16 protein-coding genes are annotated in these 17,994 nt (G+C 61.0%); 6 read left to right on the top strand and 10 right to left on the bottom strand.

Translation table 11 applies throughout. The features are described from left to right. Positions 1-20 precede the first annotated feature (20 nt). Positions 21-257, top strand: a complete 237-nt coding sequence (locus DUT91_RS18505) for a hypothetical protein (RefSeq protein ID WP_114441980.1) — start codon at positions 21-23, stop codon at positions 255-257. 86 nt (positions 258-343) lie between these two features. Here the strand turns inward: DUT91_RS18505 and lpdA are convergent, their stop codons facing one another. The 10 genes from lpdA to DUT91_RS18455 form a co-directional block, all read right to left on the bottom strand. Further along, complete coding sequence (gene lpdA / locus DUT91_RS18500; RefSeq protein WP_114441979.1) at positions 344-1,750, bottom strand: dihydrolipoyl dehydrogenase; 1,407 nt, start codon at positions 1,748-1,750, stop codon at positions 344-346. Between the two features lie 81 nt (positions 1,751-1,831). Further along, a complete protein-coding gene (locus DUT91_RS18495; RefSeq protein ID WP_245419790.1) occupies positions 1,832-2,392 on the bottom strand; it encodes a hypothetical protein in 561 nt (186 codons plus the stop codon). A gap of 22 nt (positions 2,393-2,414) precedes the next feature. Continuing rightward, entirely contained in the window at positions 2,415-3,062 is a 648-nt protein-coding gene (locus DUT91_RS18490) for a LysE family translocator (protein WP_114442098.1), read from the bottom strand. Between the two features lie 69 nt (positions 3,063-3,131). Further along, a complete protein-coding gene (odhB, locus tag DUT91_RS18485; RefSeq protein ID WP_114441978.1) occupies positions 3,132-4,370 on the bottom strand; it encodes a 2-oxoglutarate dehydrogenase complex dihydrolipoyllysine-residue succinyltransferase in 1,239 nt (412 codons plus the stop codon). A 46-nt stretch (positions 4,371-4,416) separates the two neighbouring features. Beyond that, positions 4,417-7,458 carry a 2-oxoglutarate dehydrogenase E1 component gene (locus tag DUT91_RS18480; RefSeq protein WP_114441977.1) on the bottom strand — a complete coding sequence of 1,014 codons (3,042 nt, stop codon included), beginning with the start codon at positions 7,456-7,458 and terminating at the stop codon, positions 4,417-4,419. Positions 7,459-7,631: 173 nt separating this feature from the next. After that, positions 7,632-8,534 carry a succinate--CoA ligase subunit alpha gene (gene sucD, locus DUT91_RS18475; protein WP_114441976.1) on the bottom strand — a complete coding sequence of 301 codons (903 nt, stop codon included), beginning with the start codon at positions 8,532-8,534 and terminating at the stop codon, positions 7,632-7,634. Positions 8,535-8,537: 3 nt separating this feature from the next. Next, complete coding sequence (sucC, locus tag DUT91_RS18470) at positions 8,538-9,734, bottom strand: ADP-forming succinate--CoA ligase subunit beta (protein WP_114441975.1); 1,197 nt, start codon at positions 9,732-9,734, stop codon at positions 8,538-8,540. A 119-nt stretch (positions 9,735-9,853) separates the two neighbouring features. After that, positions 9,854-10,816, bottom strand: a complete 963-nt coding sequence (gene mdh / locus DUT91_RS18465; RefSeq protein WP_114441974.1) for a malate dehydrogenase — start codon at positions 10,814-10,816, stop codon at positions 9,854-9,856. Between the two features lie 237 nt (positions 10,817-11,053). Further along, complete coding sequence (gene zapE / locus DUT91_RS18460) at positions 11,054-12,241, bottom strand: cell division protein ZapE (protein ID WP_114441973.1); 1,188 nt, start codon at positions 12,239-12,241, stop codon at positions 11,054-11,056. A 42-nt stretch (positions 12,242-12,283) separates the two neighbouring features. Continuing rightward, positions 12,284-12,844 (bottom strand): protease inhibitor Inh/omp19 family protein, encoded by a 561-nt coding sequence (locus tag DUT91_RS18455; protein ID WP_114441972.1) that lies wholly within the window; start codon positions 12,842-12,844, stop codon positions 12,284-12,286. Positions 12,845-13,196: 352 nt separating this feature from the next. Here DUT91_RS18455 and DUT91_RS18450 point away from each other — a divergent pair, with 352 nt between their 5' ends. From DUT91_RS18450 to DUT91_RS18430, 5 genes are all read left to right on the top strand, one after another. Next, a complete protein-coding gene (locus DUT91_RS18450) occupies positions 13,197-13,361 on the top strand; it encodes a DUF1328 family protein (protein ID WP_114441971.1) in 165 nt (54 codons plus the stop codon). Positions 13,362-13,485: 124 nt separating this feature from the next. Further along, entirely contained in the window at positions 13,486-14,397 is a 912-nt protein-coding gene (gene dapF / locus DUT91_RS18445; RefSeq protein ID WP_114441970.1) for a diaminopimelate epimerase, read from the top strand. Then, a complete protein-coding gene (gene mtaB, locus DUT91_RS18440) occupies positions 14,397-15,680 on the top strand; it encodes a tRNA (N(6)-L-threonylcarbamoyladenosine(37)-C(2))-methylthiotransferase MtaB (RefSeq protein WP_114441969.1) in 1,284 nt (427 codons plus the stop codon). Before dapF ends, mtaB begins: the two co-directional genes overlap by 1 nt. Positions 15,681-15,694: 14 nt before the next feature. Beyond that, positions 15,695-17,254 carry a signal recognition particle-docking protein FtsY gene (gene ftsY / locus DUT91_RS18435; protein WP_114441968.1) on the top strand — a complete coding sequence of 520 codons (1,560 nt, stop codon included), beginning with the start codon at positions 15,695-15,697 and terminating at the stop codon, positions 17,252-17,254. Further along, entirely contained in the window at positions 17,255-17,947 is a 693-nt protein-coding gene (locus tag DUT91_RS18430) for a septation protein A (protein ID WP_114441967.1), read from the top strand. Positions 17,948-17,994 lie beyond the last annotated feature (47 nt).

Raw genomic sequence — 17,994 nt, 5'->3', positions numbered from 1 at the left:
TTTATCCCGAGGAGAGCGTAATGGTTGATCCCCTTGATCCGAATTTGCAGCCGGGGAGACAGAATAGGCCTGATGATCCTGTCCGCGACCCGCCGCGGCCCGTGGGACGCAGCGGAAGCACCGGCTATGTTATGGGGGCGATTCTGCTCGCCGTTATCGTGATCGCCGGCTATTATCTCTATTCCAGCGGTGACATGGCGAACGCGCCGGCGCCGCCTGAACCGGCAGCACCGACCGCACCGGCTCCCACCCAATAATCTTCACACAAAAAAAGCCCGGAGAGTTCCGGGCTTTTTCAATTTGCAGATGGAACCGAAGATTCAGAGCAGTTCCGGAACTTGCTCTAGATGTGAATTGGCTTGAAGAATGTGCCCAGCGCCGCCTCGCGTACGGCTTCGGACATGGTCGGGTGGGCATGGCAGGTCCGCGCCAGATCTTCGGACGAACCGCCGAACTCCATCAGCACGGCCAGCTCGTGGATCATCTCGCCCGCATTGTAACCGAGAATATGGGCGCCCAGCACGCGGTCCGTCGCCTTGTCGGCAAGGATCTTGACGAAACCGTCGGTGTGGAGCATGGCCCGGGCGCGTCCATTGGCGGTAAACGGGAATTTGCCCACCTTGTAGTCGATACCGGCGGCCTTCAGTTCCTCCTCGGTCTTGCCCACCGAAGCTACTTCGGGCTGCGTATAGACGACGCTCGGGATGACGTCGAAATTCACGTGCCCCGCCTGGCCCGCGATGATCTCGGCGACCGCGACGCCCTCGTCTTCTGCCTTATGCGCCAGCATCGGGCCTTTTACCACGTCGCCGATAGCATAGATGCCCGGAACGCTGGTCAGCCAATGATCGTTGACCGCAACGCGCCCGCGCTCGTCGAGAACCACGCCAGCGGCTTCGAGGCCGAGCCCGTCCGTAAAAGGCCGCCGGCCGGTTGCCACCAGCACCACATCGGTCTCGATCGTCTCCGCCTCGCCGCCTGCGACCGGCGTGAATGTCACTTTGGCGCCCTTTGCCGTCTTCTCCACGCCCGTCACCTTGGCGCTAAGCTTGAATACGATTCCCTGCTTTTCCAGCAAGCGCTGGAACTGCCGGGAAACCTCGCCATCCATGCTGCCGAGGATCTTGTCGAGATATTCTACCACAGTGACCTTGGCGCCCAGACGCGCCCAGACAGAGCCGAGCTCCAGCCCGATCACGCCGCCGCCGACCACCACCAGATGACCGGGAACCTTGTCGAAATCGAGCGCGCCGGTGGACGAGACGATCACCTTCTCGTCGAACTTGACATCGACGCCGGGGATGCCGGCCACATCGGAGCCGGTGGCGATGATGATGTTCTTCGTTTCGAGCTGATGCACCGTGCCTTCGTCGGTGGTCACCGCGACCTTGCCTACGCCAAGCACCTTGCCGGTGCCGATGAACGTGTCGATCTTGTTCTTCTTGAACAGGAACTCCACGCCGTTGACATTGGCCTTCACCGTCGCATCCTTGTGCGCCCGCATCTTTTCCAGATTGAGCTTCGGCGTTCCAACCTCGACGCCCAACGTATCGAAGGAGTGCCCGGCTTCTGCAAATATCTCGGAGGCGTGCAGCAGCGCCTTGGATGGTATGCAGCCGATGTTCAGGCAGGTACCGCCGAAGGTCTTGCGCTTTTCGACCACGGCCACCTTGAGGCCGAGCTGCGCGGCCTTGATGGCTGCGACGTAACCTCCGGGTCCCGTTCCGATGACGACGACATCGTAAGACATTGAGCTATTCCTCTTCTAGAGCATGATCCTGAAAAGTTGCAGACTTCCAGGTAAGATCATGCGGCTGAAACAAACCAGCGCCTATTCGTCAGGCGCGCATTCCCTGAAACGAAATACTTCCCATGACAGCGGTTCGGCGGGCTTTGCCGCGCCGAAATCGAATGAATCGACAGATCCGGCGAGGTCCGGCAAAAGCAGGGCCTGCGCTGCGGGCTCCTTGGCCTTGGGCAGGAGATCGGCATCGGCGCCGTCCTTCAGCGCGTAGATCACGCCCTGCCAAACCGTGCAGTCTTCAAATTCCTCGCCCATGACGTCGCCACTGGGGCAGTTGTGCATGATCATGCCATTCGGCCTCGCCACGCCTTCCGTCCACATCACCACTCCGTCAAGCTTGAAGGCGCTGGTCTGGGTGGCCTGACCATCACTCTTCTGCGTGATGGTGAACTCGTTCGATGTGGTGACCGGAACCCCCTCCGGTGTCCGTTTGAAAGCGAGCGTATAATGTTCGTCGCGGTCGCCATAGATCGCGCGGTCCTGGGTGCAGGCGGCATAGGCCGAAAACGGCGTGGCGAGGCTGGCGCCGAACATCGCCGTAAATGCCAGTTTCTGGATAAGTCTGGAAAAAAGCTGCTGCACACCCATCGTCATTCCCCTTGGCCCTAGCTCAATTGGCCTGCTGTGTTGCAAGCTCGATGCCGAGACTGATGAAGACCATGCCGGTCACCCGGTTGAACCAGCGTCCCCAGGCGACGAAGCGCTCGCGCACCGATGCGAGCGTGAAGAAGGTCGAGACCGCCACGAACCACGCAATCAGGCACGCCGCCATCAATAGCCCGTAGCCCCCCTGGACGGCGACCGGCGTCTGATGGCTGACGAGAGTGGAGAACAAGGAAAGGAAGAACAGCACGGCCTTGGGATTGAGGGCGTTGGTGACGAAGCCCATTAGGAAGCAGCGTAAGGTGGAGATCTTTCCCGCTTCGGGCGGGGTTTCCCCGACTTCGGCAGCGATATCGGAAACGCCGACATTTTTCTCACGCAAGGCTTTCACGCCGAGATAGACGAGATAGGCCGCACCCGCCCATTTGAGCAGCGAGAACAGGTAGAGCGATTTCGACACGATCAACCCGATACCGAGGATCGTATAGCCGATATGGAACAGGAGCGAGCAGCCGATGCCGATGCTGGTGATGATCGCGGCACGGCGGCCATGCACGATGCTCTGGCGCACCACCAGCGCGAAATCGGCGCCGGGCGATACGATCAGGATCGAAAACACCGCCATCAGCCCGGCAAACTCGATCACATATGGCATCATGCCCATTCTCCGGACGGATGGGGGAACGGATCGAGCCGGCCAGTAGGCGGCCCAATCCAGTACCGATTAGAGATCGAGAACCAGGCGCTCTGGATCTTCCAGCGTGTCCTTGACGCGCACGAGGAAGGTCACGGCTTCCTTGCCATCGACGATGCGGTGATCGTAGGAAAGCGCCAGATACATCATCGGGCGGATGACGACCTGACCGCCGATGGCCACTGGCCGCTCCTGGATCTTGTGCATGCCGAGAATGCCCGACTGCGGCGCATTGAGGATCGGCGTCGACATCAGCGAACCATAGACGCCACCGTTCGAAATCGTGAAGGTGCCGCCCTGCATATCCGACACGGAGAGCTGCCCGTCACGCGCCGCCTTGCCGAGCCGGCCGATTTCCTTTTCGATTTCTGCGATCGACATCTCGTCGGCATTGCGCACCACCGGAACGACCAGCCCTTTTTCGGTGCCGACAGCGACGCCGATATGGCAGTAATTCTTGTAGATGATGTCGGTCCCGTCGATCTCGGCGTTGACGGCCGGAATTTCCTTCAGCGCATGGGTCACCGCCTTGGTAAAGAAGCCCATGAAGCCGAGCTTCACGCCATGCTTCTTCTCGAAGAGTTCCTTGTAGCGGTTGCGCAGTTCCATGACCGCCGACATGTCCACCTCGTTGAAGGTGGTCAGCATCGCCGCCGTGGCCTGCGCGTCCTTCAGGCGTCGGGCGATGGTCTGGCGCAGGCGGGTCATCTTGACCCTTTCCTCGCGGCTTTCGTCGCCGGCTGCAGATGGCACGCGGGCTGCCTTCGGCGCCTCGGCCGGCTGTGCCGCCGGAATGCCCTTGGCCAGAGCCTCGAGCACATCGCCCTTCAGCACCTGGCCGCGCTTGCCCGAACCCTCGACCTGATCGGCGGAAACGCCTGATTCCGACAGGAGCTTGGCGGCGGAAGGTGCTGGCGCCATCGCCGGGCCGGAAGCGGATGCCGCCGGGGCAGCAGCAGGCTTTGCCGCCTCGGCCTTCGGAGCCTCGGCCGCCTTCGGCTCTTCCTTCTTGGCCGGAGCTACCGCAGCGCCGCCAGCCTCGATCATGCCGAGCAGCGCGTCGACGCCGACCGTGTCGCCCTCCTTGGCAGTGATCTCGCTGAGTACGCCTGCGGATGGCGCCGGTACTTCAACCGTCACCTTGTCGGTTTCGAGTTCGACCAGCGGTTCGTCGACGGCGATGGCTTCGCCGACCTTCTTGAACCACTTACCGATGGTTGCCTCGCTGACGGATTCCCCGAGAGTGGGAACGCGGATTTCGGTCGCCATGATCTTGCTCTTCCGTTGGTGGTCAGTCTGTTCAGTTGTGTTTGTTTCAGGAACCTAAGGCATCTTCAAGGAAAGCTTCAAGCTGCGCTATGTGCTTCGACATCAGGCCGGTCGCCGGCGAGGCCGCGGCCGGTCGCCCGGTATAGCGCACCCGCTGATGCTTGGCATCGATATGGGCGAGAACCCATTCGAGATAAGGATCGATGAACGACCAGGCACCCATGTTCTTCGGCTCTTCCTGGCACCACACCATCTCCGCGGTGCGGAAGCGCGAAAGCTCGGTGATCAGCGCCTTGGCCGGGAACGGATAGAGTTGCTCGACGCGCAGGAGATAGATATCGTCGATGCCGCGCTTCTCGCGCTCCTCGTAGAGATCGTAATAGACCTTGCCCGAGCAGAGCACGACGCGCCGGATCTTCGAATCCTTTGCGAGCTTGATCGGCTGGTCCTTCAAATATTGCGCATCGTCCCACAGAAGCCGGTGGAATGACGATTCGCCCGACATCTCGGCCAGCGTCGAAACGGCGCGCTTGTGGCGCAGAAGCGACTTCGGCGTCATCAGGATCAGTGGCTTGCGGAAATCTCGCTTCATCTGACGGCGCAGGATGTGGAAGTAGTTGGCCGGTGTCGTGACGTTGGCCACCTGCATGTTGTCTTCGGCGCACATCTGCAGCCAGCGCTCCAAGCGGGCCGAGGAATGCTCCGGCCCCTGCCCTTCATAGCCGTGCGGCAACAGGCAGACGAGACCCGACATACGCAGCCACTTGCGCTCGCCCGACGAGATGAACTGGTCGAAGACGACTTGCGCACCGTTGGCGAAATCGCCGAACTGCGCTTCCCAAAGTGTCAGGGCCCGCGGCTCAGATAGCGAATATCCATATTCGAAGCCGAGCACCGCCTCCTCCGAAAGCATCGAATTGATGACTTCGTAGAGGGCCTGGCCCTTCTGCAGATTGTTGAGCGGAATATAGCGCTGCTCGTTCTCCTGGTCGTAGAGAACGGAATGGCGCGACGAGAAGGTTCCGCGCTCGACATCCTGGCCCGACAGGCGGATCGGATGGCCTTCGACCGCCAGCGAGCCGAAGGCAAGCGCCTCCGCCGTCGCCCAGTCGATCCCCTCGCCGGTCTCGACCATCTTGGCGCGGTTGTCGAGGAAACGCTGGATGGTGCGGTGGACATGGAAGCCATCAGGCACCTCGACCAGCTTCTTGCCGATCTCCTTCAGCGTCTTGACGGGCACCGCCGTCTTGCCGCGGCGCTGCTCGTCCTCATTGTCGGCTTTCCTCAAGCCGGACCATGCGCCGTCGAGCCAGTCGGCCTTGTTCGGCTTGTAGCTCTGGCCCGCCTCGAACTCCGTCTCGAGATTGGCCCGCCAGTCAGCCTTCATCTTCTCAAACTCGGCTTCGGTGACCACGCCTTCCGCGATCATCTTTTCCGAGTAGAGCTGCACGGTCGTCTTGTGCGCGCGGATATTCTTGTACATCAGCGGCTGCGTGAACGCTGGCTCGTCGCCTTCATTATGACCGAAGCGGCGATAGCAGAACATGTCGATGACGACGGGCTTGTGGAAGATCATGCGGAACTCGGTGGCGACCTTCGCCACATAGACCACCGCCTCGGGATCGTCGCCATTGACGTGGAAGATCGGCGCCTCGACCATCTTCGCCACATCTGAAGGATAGGGCGAGGAACGCGAGAAGCGCGGATTGGTCGTGAAGCCGATCTGGTTGTTGATGATAAAATGCACCGTGCCGGCGACACGATGCCCCTTCAGGCCGGAAAGGCCGAAGCACTCCGCCACCACGCCCTGGCCAGCAAAAGCCGCATCGCCATGCAGCAGCAACGGCATCACCTTGGCGCGCTCTGTCAAAGGCACCATCTCGTCGCGGCTGCGGCCGACGAGCAGATCCTGCTTGGCGCGGGCCTTGCCCATCACCACCGGATTGACGATTTCGAGATGCGACGGATTGGCCGTGAGCGACAGGTGGACGCGATTGCCGTCGAATTCGCGATCCGAGGAAGCACCCAGATGGTACTTCACGTCGCCGGATCCCTCCACGTCGTCAGGCGTGTAGGAACCGCCCTTGAACTCGTGGAAGATCGCACGATGCGGCTTGGCCATCACCTGGCTGAGCACGTTCAGGCGGCCGCGATGCGCCATACCGAGGACGACTTCCTTCAGCCCCATCTGACCGCCGCGCTTGACGATCTGTTCCAGCGCCGGGATCAGCGCTTCCGCCCCATCGAGGCCGAAACGCTTGGTGCCCTTGTACTTGACGTCGATGAACTGCTCGAAGCCTTCCGCCTCGATCAGCTTCGACAGGATCGCCTTCTTGCCCTCCGGCGTGAAGGCGACGCCCTTGTCGGGACCCTCGATGCGCTCCTGGATCCACGCCTTCTCGGCCGGATCTGAAATATGCATGAATTCGACGCCGATCGTCGAGCAATAGGTGCGCTGGAGGATTTCGAGCATCTGCGGGATCGTCGCATATTCGAGACCCAGCACATTGTCGATGAAGATCTTGCGGTCGTAATCGGCCGGGGTGAAGCCATAGGCTTCAGGCGCCAGTTCGTTGTAATCGTCAGGCGATTCCGCAAGGCCGAGCGGATCAAGATTGGCATGCAGATGGCCGCGCATGCGATAGGCGCGGATCATCATGATGGCGCGCACGGAGTCGCGCGCCGCATTGGTGATCTCCGCTTCCGTGAAAGCCGGTGCAGCAGCGCCTGCGCCGCTCGCTCCCCCGCTCGCTCCATTGCCGGGCTTTACCTCGCCCTTCCCCGCCTTGGCCTTCAGCTTGTCGGTAATGTGCTTCTCGACCTCGCCCCAATTGCCGTCGAGGGCGGAAACGAGTTCGCCATTGCTGGCAATGGGCCAGTTCGGCTTTTCCCAGGACGCGCCTTGCGCGTTTTTCCTGACATCCTCGGCATTTTCGCTGAGATTGGCGAAGAAATCCCGCCACTGCGGATCCACCGATGCCGGATCATCCTGGTACTTCGCATGGAGTTCCTCGATATAGTCGGCATTTCCGCCATAGAGGAATGAAGTGAGGGCGAAAACGTCGTTGGCTTGTTCTTGCCTTGCCATATGTCTTGCCGGAGCGTCGCTCCGTCTCCTTTAGCCGCTTCGAGGCCATTGCCTCTGATGCCATCCGGGCGCAAATCGCCCCGATGGTCTTCTCGCATTCCATGCCGGCGGCAGGCCTTCGGTCTGCCGCCTTGTCGCTGCATCGCGCCAGGCATTCTGCCTGGCCCGCGATATTATCCCTTCAGCACCTCGACCAGGGTCCGGCCGAGCTGTGCCGGCGACGGGGAAACGCGGATGCCAGCAGATTCCATCGCCGCGATCTTGTCTTCCGCACCGCCCTTGCCGCCGGAGATCACCGCACCGGCATGACCCATGGTGCGTCCGGGAGGCGCCGTGCGGCCGGCAATGAAGCCGACCATCGGCTTCTTGCGGCCGCGCTTGGCCTCATCCTTGAGGAACTGCGCGGCATCCTCTTCCGCCGAACCGCCGATCTCGCCGATCATCACGATCGACTTGGTGGCGTCGTCCGCGAGGAACATCTCGAGAATGTCGATGAATTCCGTACCCTTGACCGGGTCGCCGCCAATACCCACCGCTGTCGTCTGGCCAAGACCTTCGTTCGACGTCTGGAACACTGCCTCATAGGTAAGCGTGCCGGAACGCGAAACAACACCCACCGAGCCCTTCTTGAAGATATTGCCCGGCATGATGCCGATCTTGCATTCCTCAGGCGTCAGCACGCCGGGGCAGTTGGGGCCGATCAGGCGCGACTTGGACTTGTCGAGATGAGCCTTGACCTTGACCATGTCCAGGACGGGAATGCCTTCGGTGATGCAGACGATCAGCGGAATCTCTGCGTCGATGGCTTCGATGATTGCGGCGGCCGCGCCTGCGGGCGGGACATAGATGACGGAAGCGTTCGCGCCCGTCGTCTCCTTGCCCTCGGCGACCGTGGCGAAGATCGGCAGGCTTTCGCCCTTCGCGCCTAGCCAGGTCTCTCCACCCTTCTTCGGGTTGATGCCGCCGACCATCTTGGTGCCGTAATAGGCGAGAGCCTGTTCGGTGTGGAAGGTACCGGTCTTGCCGGTGAGACCCTGCACGAGGACCTTGGTGTCCCTGTTGACGAGAATGGACATGCCTTAGTTCCCCTTCACTGCAGCGACGATCTTCTGCGCCGCATCGTCGAGATCGTCGGCCGAAATGACATTCAGCCCGCTCTCGTTGATGATCTTTTTGCCGAGTTCGACATTGGTGCCTTCGAGACGCACGACCAACGGGACCTTGAGGCCCACTTCCTTGACGGCCGCGATCACGCCTTCGGCGATGACATCGCATTTCATGATGCCGCCGAAAATATTGACGAGAATGCCTTTGACAGCCGGATCCGCGGTGATGATCTTGAATGCAGCCGTCACCTTCTCCTTGGAAGCGCCGCCGCCGACATCGAGGAAGTTCGCCGGCTCCGCGCCGTAGAGCTTGATGATGTCCATCGTCGCCATCGCGAGACCCGCGCCATTGACCATGCAGCCAATATTGCCGTCCAGAGCGACGTAGGCGAGATCGTGCTTCGATGCCTCGATCTCCTTCTCGTCCTCTTCCGTCGTATCGCGTAATTCGACGATATCAGGGTGACGGAACAGGGCATTGTTGTCGAAGGACACCTTGGCGTCCAGAACCCTGAGATGGCCGTCCTTCATCACGATCAGCGGATTGATTTCGAGGAGGCTCATGTCCTTCTCGGTGAACGCCTTGTAGAGGATCGGGAAGAGCGTCAGCGCATCCGCCTTGGCGTCGCCTTCAAGCTTCAGCGCATCGGCAAGTTTCAGCGAATCGGCTTCCGTCACGCCCGTCTCCGGGTCGATGGCAAGCGTCACGATCTTCTCAGGGGTTTCCTCGGCAACCGCCTCGATATCCATGCCGCCCTCGGTCGAAACGACGAAGGCCGGACGGCCGACGGTACGGTCGATCAGGATCGAGAGATAGAGCTCACGCTCGATATCCGCGCCGTCCTCGATATAGAGCCGGTTCACCTGCTTGCCGGCGGGGCCGGTCTGCTTGGTGACAAGCGTGTTGCCCAGCATCTCCTTGACGTTGGCGATCACCTCGTCAACGGATTTCGCCAGCCTTACGCCGCCCTTAGCATCCGGCCCGAGTTCTTTGAACTTACCCTTGCCGCGACCGCCGGCATGGATCTGGCTCTTGACCACGTAGAGCGGCCCGGGGAGCGTCTTCGTCCACTCTTCCGCTTGCTCGACGGAATAGACGGCAACGCCATTGGCAATCGGCACCCCGTAGGTGTGAAGCAGGCGTTTGCCCTGATATTCGTGAATATTCATGCGGATGTCCTTTTCGGATGTTCCAATCCGCTAGCAGCGGAACGTTTCCAAATGATGGAGAAAGACGACCGATCGCGACGCAACCCATCACGATCGCCATCACGATCGGTTGAAAATCCCTATTTGAGGTTCGGCGCGATGCCGATGCAGGCTTCGCAAAGCCCGGCGACGGAAGCCACCGACTTGTCGAATTCCTTCTGCTCGTTCTTGTCGAGGTCGATCTCGATGATGCGCTCCACGCCATTGGCGCCGATCACCACGGGAACGCCGACATACATGCCCTTGACGCCGTACTGGCCGGAAAGATGGGCTGCGACCGGAAGTACGCGCTTCTTGTCCTTGAGATAGGCTTCGGCCATCTGGATGGCCGAAGCAGCCGGCGCATAGAAGGCCGATCCGGTCTTCAGCAGGCCAACGATCTCCGCGCCGCCGTCACGGGTGCGCTGGATGATCTTGTCGAGCTTGTCTTGGCTGGTCCAGCCCATCTTGACGAGATCGGGGAGCGGAATGCCGGCAACCGTCGAATAACGCGGCAGCGGCACCATGGAATCGCCATGGCCGCCGAGCACAAAGGCCGTCACATCCTCGACCGACACGTCGAATTCCTCCGCGAGGAAATAGCGGAAACGCGCCGAATCGAGCACGCCGGCCATGCCGACCACCTTGTTTTCGGGAAGGCCGGAGAATTTCTGCAGCGCCCAGACCATTGCGTCGAGCGGATTGGTGATGCAAATGACGAATGCGTCGGCGGCATATTTCTTAATGCCCGCGCCCACCTGCTCCATGACTTTCAGATTGATGCCGAGCAGATCGTCGCGGCTCATGCCAGGCTTGCGCGGCACGCCGGCAGTGACGATGACGACATCGGCGCCTTCGATGGCGGCATAGTCATTCGCGCCGACGAACTTAGCGTCGAAACCGTCGACCGGAGACGACTCGGCGATATCCAGACCCTTGCCTTGCGGAGTACCTTCGGCGATATCGAAAAGAACGACGTCCCCGAGTTCCTTGAGACCGGCCAGATGGGCGAGCGTTCCGCCGATCATGCCAGCGCCGATGAGGGCAATCTTGTTGCGTGCCATGCTGGTTTTCTTCCCTGAACTTTGGTGCCAAGAAACGCGTAAAGCCATCCGGCGACACCCGGAAACGCCCCAGCGCTGCCAAGGTCGATAGGCCCGTTTGAAAAAGAACTCAACCGATTCTTTTCTGCCCAATCTTTTCAATCGTTTAGATTCATAAATTCTTACGTAAACGTCAATTGAATTTGGCAAAACGTTGGCTGCGTGAAAAGAACAGGGCCTTCACGCGCCTGAGATGCTTTAGCCTGGGACGCCTTGAATTGCCCGAGGATCGCCGCTCGCAACCGCTTCCAGATACTCGGTACTCTGCATCTCGAACAGTCGTGAAGCGGTCCGTTCAAACTCGAAGGCTTCCGTCCCTGACGATGCGAGATAGAGCTTGTCCGGCGTGGTCTCCGCCGAAACAACGAGCCTGGCATGATGGTCGTAGAGCGTGTCGATCAGCAGGATGAAGCGTTTGGCCTCGTTACGGCGCGCATAATCCAGTACCGGAACATCGTCGATGAAGATGACATGATAGCGCCGGACGATCGCCATGTAATTGGAAGCGCCCAAAGGTTTGGAGCAAAGGTCGCCGAAGGAGAAACGGGCGGCGGAGCCGGCCGCCCGAGGCACCGCAACCTTGTGCCCCTTGACGACGAGAATATCGGTTCGTTCCTCGGCCCCGTCCTTGGCGGCGTCCCAAGCGACGTCCATCTGCCGGCGCGCCGCGTCGCCGAGCGGCGTCACATAGACCGGTTGCCGGTTCAGCTTTTCCAGCCGGTAATCCGTGCGGGAATCGAGACAGATCACATCGACATGGCGTTTCAGAATATCGATGAAGGGCAGGAAAAGCTGGCGGTTGAGCCCGTCGCGGTAAAGATTGTCCGGCTGGACGTTCGACGTCGCCACCAGCACCACGCCACGCTCGAAAAGCGCGCTGAACAGCCTGGACAGGATCATCGCATCGGTGATGTCTGTGACCGTGAACTCATCGAAGCAGAGGACCCATGCCGCTTCCGCCAGCGCATCGGCGACTGGCGGGATGGGATCTTCCTGCTTCGTCTCGCCGCGTTTGAAAGCCTGGCGATGCGCGTGGATGCGCTCATGCACGTCGGCCATGAAATCGTTGAAATGCGCCCGACGTTTGCGCTTGACCGGCGCCAGCGCATAAAACAAGTCCATGAGCATGGTCTTGCCACGCCCGACCTCGCCATAGATGTAAAGGCCTTTCACCGGCTCCCGGTTCGCCGTCTTGCGCCCGAACAGCCACCCCAACGCGCTTCCCTTCTTGGAAAGCCGCTTTTGCCCCAGTTCCTCGATCAGCCGATCCAGCCGGTCGGCAAGCGCACGTTGGGCCGCATCGGGATCAACCTCACCGGCCGCCCCCATCGCGTCATAGCGTTCGCGCACGGAAGGAAATGCCTTCAGCTTCTGGTCAAAAGACATTTCCGTCCGATTCCACCGGTTTTGCCAGGTCCGCTTTGAAACTTAGCGTGAAAGGCTGACCGACTGTCCGGTCGAGGTCTGACCGTCGAAACGGCCCTGGCCGGATGAATAGAGCTGCGCCACAGTTCCGCCGGACGCATCATAGAACACCAACTGCTTGCCGTTGACGGCCCAGGAAGCAAGATTTGCCAGTTCGCCCGGGCAGCGCAGCGGGCCGGCGCGATAGCCCTGGCCGAATTTCGTCTGCGGTGTCGCGACCTTGCAGTTCTGGCCGGCTACGGAAGCCGTCCAAACGCCGGCAACACTGCCAGCCGTGACATCAGGCGCGGTGGCCGGCGGAACATTCGCCATCTGCGTGCCGGCGCCGATCTCGCCGGGACCGACACCATTCTGCGCGCCTGCGGGCGGAGCCGGGAATTGCGATGCATTGGGCGCAGGCAGGTTGCTCTGCTGCACATGGCCTGCAGGGGCAGCCCGCAGTGGAGGCGGCGCCGAAGGAGAAGGCGAAACCGTATCCAGATTGCCGAGTCGGGCGCTCTGGCACCCCGCGGCAAGGATAGCTACCATTGCCAGGCTCATCAGACCGGTTTTCGAAATTCCCATAACCATTCTCCATCTGCACAGGCCGGCCTCGTATTCCCGGCGCGGCTCCTGGTCAATATGCCCGTGATAAAATGGCGATGTGGGCAAAATTGCAACCGCGTACCCGATTTTTCGTCGCAATAGCCGGCCTCCGGCGACGATCTGGACAAAAAAGTCCGACCACTGGGACAAGGATGTCACACTTCTATGACGGATAGCCGACCACCCTTCCCGGATGGCCGCCGCGGAACCGGAAGACACACCACCCGTTAAAGCAAAACCAGCGAAAGTGCGGAGCGGTTTCCCCGCTGCATGAAATCCGCCACCGCTGGGAACCGGAACAATCACCCAAAGGCCAACCGGGAACAGCAACATGATCAAATGGATTTTCATTCTCCTCATCGTCGCGGCCATCGCCAGCCTCCTCGGCTTTCGCGGTGTCGCCGGCGTCGCCGCGACCGGCGCCAAGCTTTTGATCTTCGTCGTGCTGATCGTGCTGCTTCTCGCGCTGATTTTCGGCGGTATCGTCATAGCCTGAGGCGTCCGGGCGGCAGCTTCGTAGACGCGCAAACCCGGGCTTGAAACCAAACTCTGGCAATTCGCCGCCAATTCCGCCATATAAGCCCCTATCGTTGAACATCAGACCTAACGATTGTAGGGCCATGGGCGAGCAGACAGCTTTTGCCAAGATGAATGGGCTCGGCAACGAGATCATCGTTGCCGATATGCGTGGACGGAGCGATCGCGTCGCACCGGCGGCGGCGATTGCGCTTGCGCACGACCCGGCGACGAGGTTCGACCAACTCATGGCGATCCACGATCCGAAGACGCTGGATACCGACTATTATGTCGAGATCATCAATTGTGACGGCACGCAGGCTCAGGCCTGCGGCAATGGCATGCGCTGTGTCGTCCAGGCCCTGGCGGCCGAAACCGGCCGCAACAGTTTCACTTTCGAAACGCTGGCTGGCATCCTCACGGCGGAAGAACATGCCGGCGGGCTGATCTCCGTCGATATGGGCAAGCCACGCTTCGGCTGGCAGGAAATCCCGCTGGCGGAGGAATTTCACGATACGCGCCGTATTGAGCTTCAGGTAGGCCCTATCGACGATCCCGTGCTGCACTCGCCTTCGGCGGCCTCGATGGGCAATCCGCATGCGATCTTCTGGGTCGACCGCGATGTCTGGTCTTATGAGCTCGAAAAATTCGGCCCGCTTCTGGAAAATCATCCGATCTTTCCTGAGCGCGCCAATATTTCCATTGCCCAGATCACGGCAAGCGACGCATTGACCCTGCGCACGTGGGAGCGCAGCGCTGGATTGACGCTCGCCTGCGGGTCGGCGGCCTGCGCCGCCGCAGTCAGTGCTGCCCGCACGGACCGCACGGGCCGCAACGTCACTGTCACCGTTCCCGGCGGACCGCTCCTGATCGAGTGGCGCGAGGATGATCATGTCCTCATGACCGGGCCGGCGGAATGGGAATTCGCAGGCAGCTTCGATCCCGCCACGGGCGCATGGATGCGCGATGCCGATGCTGCGCCATTGAACGCGATAGGCAAGCGAGGCGTGGCATAATGGCGGTCGAGATCGTCACCTTCGGCTGCCGCCTGAACACCTATGAATCCGAAGTGATGAAGCGGGAAGCCGACGCCGCCGGTCTCGGCCAGATCGAAAGCGGCGCGATCATCTTCAATACCTGTGCCGTCACCACCGAAGCGGTCCGTCAGGCGCGTCAGGCGATCCGCAAGGCGCGCCGCGAAAACCCGGATGCCCGCATCATCGTCACCGGTTGCGCCGCTCAGACCGGCCCCGACGAATTCGCCGCCATGGACGAGGTCGACCTCGTGCTCGGCAATGAGGAGAAGCTGCGCTCCAACTCATATCGGATGCTGCCTGATTTCGGCGTCAACCAGTTCGAGAAGGTCCGCGTCAACGACATTATGGAAGTCCGCGAAACCGCCAACCACATGGTCGACGCCATAGAGGGCCGCGCCCGCGCCTTCGTGCAGGTGCAGAACGGCTGCGATCATCGCTGCACATTCTGCATCATCCCCTATGGCCGCGGTAATTCGCGTTCCGTACCCATGGGCGCGGTAGTCGAGCAGGTAAAGCGCCTCGTCGGCAATGGCTACGCGGAAGTGGTGCTGACCGGCGTCGATATGACCAGCTATGGCCCCGACCTGCCGGGCAGCCCGCGGCTCGGCAAGCTGGTGAAGACCATCCTGGCGCAAGTGCCTGATCTTCAGCGCCTGCGCCTTTCCTCGATCGATTCCATCGAGGCCGACGACGACCTTATGGAGGCTTTGGCTAGTGAAAAGCGCCTGATGCCGCATCTGCACCTGTCGCTGCAGTCGGGCGACAACATGATCCTGAAGCGCATGAAGCGTCGGCACCTGCGCGACGATTCGATCCATTTCTGTGAGACAGTCCGCCAGATCAGGCCGGATATCGTTTTTGGCGCCGACATTATCGCCGGCTTCCCCACCGAAACGGAAGAAATGTTCGCGAATTCGCTAAAAATCGTCGAGGAATGCGGGCTGACGCATCTCCATGTCTTCCCGTTCAGCCCACGCGCGGGTACGCCCGCCGCGCGAATGCCGCAGGTGGCGCGGCAGACGGTCAAGCAACGCGCCGCCCGGCTGCGGGCGGAAGGCGACCGCACCTATGCGGCGCATCTCGCGAAGCTCGACGGCACGATGCAGAAGCTTCTTGTCGAGCGCGAGGGCATTGGCCGCACCGAGGGCTTTACACTCGCAGCTCTTGATGGCGGCGAACCGGGCACGATCGTCGAACGGCTGATCGCAGGGCATGACGGCGACAAGCTGATCGCCGCCCCGGCCGACCGGCAAGCGGCTTAACAGGTTCGAAATAAATGGCTCTGGAATTCATCAAGAAGATTTTTACCTTCGGCAAGAAGGAGGTCGAGGAAGCGCCTGTTGACAGCGCGCCCGAGGACTGGGACGCGGCTGCGGCCCCTGCCCCCAAACCGGCAGAAGCAACGGTAGAATCAACGGCAGAAACAGCGCCCGAGGCAGCATCGGCGGAAGCGCCCGCGATCGAAGCCGAACCTCAGCCCTCCCATGCGGAACTGCGCATTGAACGCGGGGAAATAGCCGAGGAACCGATCGTCGAGCCGGAAAGCGAGCCGGAGATCAAGATTGGGGAACAGGCTGAAGAACCCGCGGTGACGGATCACCACCGGCCGGAACCTGTTGCCGAGGAAGCGCCGGCAATCGAAGAAGCCATTGCTGAACCAGAACCCGCGCCCGGATCATTGACGCACGAGCCGGAAAAAGCCCCGGTCGCGGAAGTCGAGATCACCATCGACGCTCCGCCTGCCGTCGAGCCCCCCGTCGTGGTCCGACCGGAAGCGGAAGCGGAACCGCAAGCGCCTGACAGCGTCGAACCGGCGCCCGCTCCGCAACCCGCACCACCAAAGCCGAAAAAGGTGGCGGTGGGAAAATCCGTCGAGGCACGCGAGGAGAAAGCCCCGTCCCCTGCCGAACCGGAAAAGAAGGCGACATGGTTTGAACGCCTGCGTCATGGCCTTTCGCGCTCCTCTCAGCAGCTTGGCGATTCCATCGGTGGCATCTTCACCAAGCGCAAGCTCGATGAAGGCACGCTTCAGGATCTCGAGGACGTGCTGATCCAGGCCGATCTCGGACTGGAAACGGCGACGCGCATTACCGACGCGCTGGCTTCCGGACGCTACGGCAAGGACATCGCCACCGACGAAGTGCGCGCTATCATGAGCTCGGAGATCGAAAAGGTGCTGGCGCCCGTGGCAAAGCCGCTGGAGCTCGACCTCTCGCATAAGCCGCACGTCATTCTCGTCGTGGGGGTCAATGGCACCGGCAAGACCACGACCATCGGCAAGCTCGCGGCAAAGCTCACTGCCGGGGGCCTCAAGGTAATGCTCGCAGCCGGCGACACCTTCCGCGCCGCCGCCATTGAGCAGTTGCACATCTGGGGTGAGCGTACCGGCGCGCCGGTCGTCTCGTCGAAGCTAGGCGCGGATGCGGCGGGGCTCGCCTATGACGCTTGGGAAAAAGCCAAGGAAGCGGGAAGCGATGTGCTCATCATCGATACCGCCGGTCGCCTGCAGAACAAGTCCGAATTGATGGACGAACTGGCGAAGATCGTTCGCGTCCTCGGCAAGAATGACCCGGAAGCGCCGCATACCGTTCTTCAGACCCTCGACGCGACCACCGGGCAAAATGCCCTGAACCAGGTCGAGATCTTCAGGAATATCGCGGGCGTCAACGGCCTCGTCATGACCAAGCTCGACGGCACGGCGCGCGGCGGCATCCTCGTCGCCATCTCCGCCAAGCACAAGCTGCCGGTCTATTTCATCGGCGTCGGTGAGCAGGTCGACGATCTCGAACCCTTCACCGCGAAGGATTTCGCCCGCGCAATCGCAGGAGTGGCATGAATGGAACACCCGATCTTCGAACGCGATCCTTCCGATCCGGCAACCCGGGCGGATCCGATCCGCAGGCAACTGCCGCCCCTCCTCAAGCTGGTATTGGAACTGGGGCCCCTGCTGGTCTTCTTTTTCGCCAATGCACGCGGCGAATGGCTGTTGGAGCGCGTTCCCGCATTGACCATCATCGGCGGGCCAATCTTCGTGGCGACCGCGCTTTTCATGGCCGCGACGGTCCTGGCGCTCAGTGTTTCATGGGCGATGACACGCACTCTCCCCATCATGCCGCTCGTCTCCGGCGTCGTCGTCCTCGCTTTCGGCACGCTGACGCTTTGGCTGCACAACGATACCTTCATCAAGATGAAGCCGACTATCGTCAATGCGCTGTTTGGCGGGGTGCTCCTCGGCGGGCTCGCCTTCGGTAAGTCGCTTCTGGGTTATGTCTTCGACCAGGCCTTTAAGCTCGATGCCGAGGGCTGGCGCAAGCTGACGCTGCGCTGGGGACTGTTCTTCCTTGTGCTCGCCATCCTCAATGAAGTGGTCTGGCGCAATTTCTCCACCGACACATGGGTCGCCTTCAAGGTCTGGGGCATCATGCCGATCACCGTCGCCTTCACCCTCTTTCAGATGCCACTGATCATGAAGCATTCGCTCGAAACGGCCGAGGAAAAAAGTAGCGATTCTCAGGAACCACAACCCTGAATTGTGCAGCCATTGCAGAATTCGTCCATAATCTTTCCATTATCGCA

Source organism: Paramesorhizobium salinisoli (genome assembly GCF_003335045.1).
GTDB classification, from domain to species: Bacteria; Pseudomonadota; Alphaproteobacteria; order Rhizobiales; family Rhizobiaceae; genus Paramesorhizobium; species Paramesorhizobium salinisoli.
Note: the sequence above shows the minus strand (reverse complement) of the source record. Positions and strands in the feature narration are given on the sequence as shown.

Coding starts and splice junctions, on each gene's coding strand:
- DUT91_RS18505 (WP_114441980.1), top strand. CDS start 21: ATGGTTGATCCCCTTGATCCGAATTTGCAGCCGGGGAGACAGAATAGG.
- lpdA (WP_114441979.1), bottom strand. CDS start 1,750: ATGTCTTACGATGTCGTCGTCATCGGAACGGGACCCGGAGGTTACGTC.
- DUT91_RS18495 (WP_245419790.1), bottom strand. CDS start 2,392: ATGGGTGTGCAGCAGCTTTTTTCCAGACTTATCCAGAAACTGGCATTT.
- DUT91_RS18490 (WP_114442098.1), bottom strand. CDS start 3,062: ATGCCATATGTGATCGAGTTTGCCGGGCTGATGGCGGTGTTTTCGATC.
- odhB (WP_114441978.1), bottom strand. CDS start 4,370: ATGGCGACCGAAATCCGCGTTCCCACTCTCGGGGAATCCGTCAGCGAG.
- DUT91_RS18480 (WP_114441977.1), bottom strand. CDS start 7,458: ATGGCAAGGCAAGAACAAGCCAACGACGTTTTCGCCCTCACTTCATTC.
- sucD (WP_114441976.1), bottom strand. CDS start 8,534: ATGTCCATTCTCGTCAACAGGGACACCAAGGTCCTCGTGCAGGGTCTC.
- sucC (WP_114441975.1), bottom strand. CDS start 9,734: ATGAATATTCACGAATATCAGGGCAAACGCCTGCTTCACACCTACGGG.
- mdh (WP_114441974.1), bottom strand. CDS start 10,816: ATGGCACGCAACAAGATTGCCCTCATCGGCGCTGGCATGATCGGCGGA.
- zapE (WP_114441973.1), bottom strand. CDS start 12,241: ATGTCTTTTGACCAGAAGCTGAAGGCATTTCCTTCCGTGCGCGAACGC.
- DUT91_RS18455 (WP_114441972.1), bottom strand. CDS start 12,844: ATGGGAATTTCGAAAACCGGTCTGATGAGCCTGGCAATGGTAGCTATC.
- DUT91_RS18450 (WP_114441971.1), top strand. CDS start 13,197: ATGATCAAATGGATTTTCATTCTCCTCATCGTCGCGGCCATCGCCAGC.
- dapF (WP_114441970.1), top strand. CDS start 13,486: ATGGGCGAGCAGACAGCTTTTGCCAAGATGAATGGGCTCGGCAACGAG.
- mtaB (WP_114441969.1), top strand. CDS start 14,397: ATGGCGGTCGAGATCGTCACCTTCGGCTGCCGCCTGAACACCTATGAA.
- ftsY (WP_114441968.1), top strand. CDS start 15,695: ATGGCTCTGGAATTCATCAAGAAGATTTTTACCTTCGGCAAGAAGGAG.
- DUT91_RS18430 (WP_114441967.1), top strand. CDS start 17,255: ATGGAACACCCGATCTTCGAACGCGATCCTTCCGATCCGGCAACCCGG.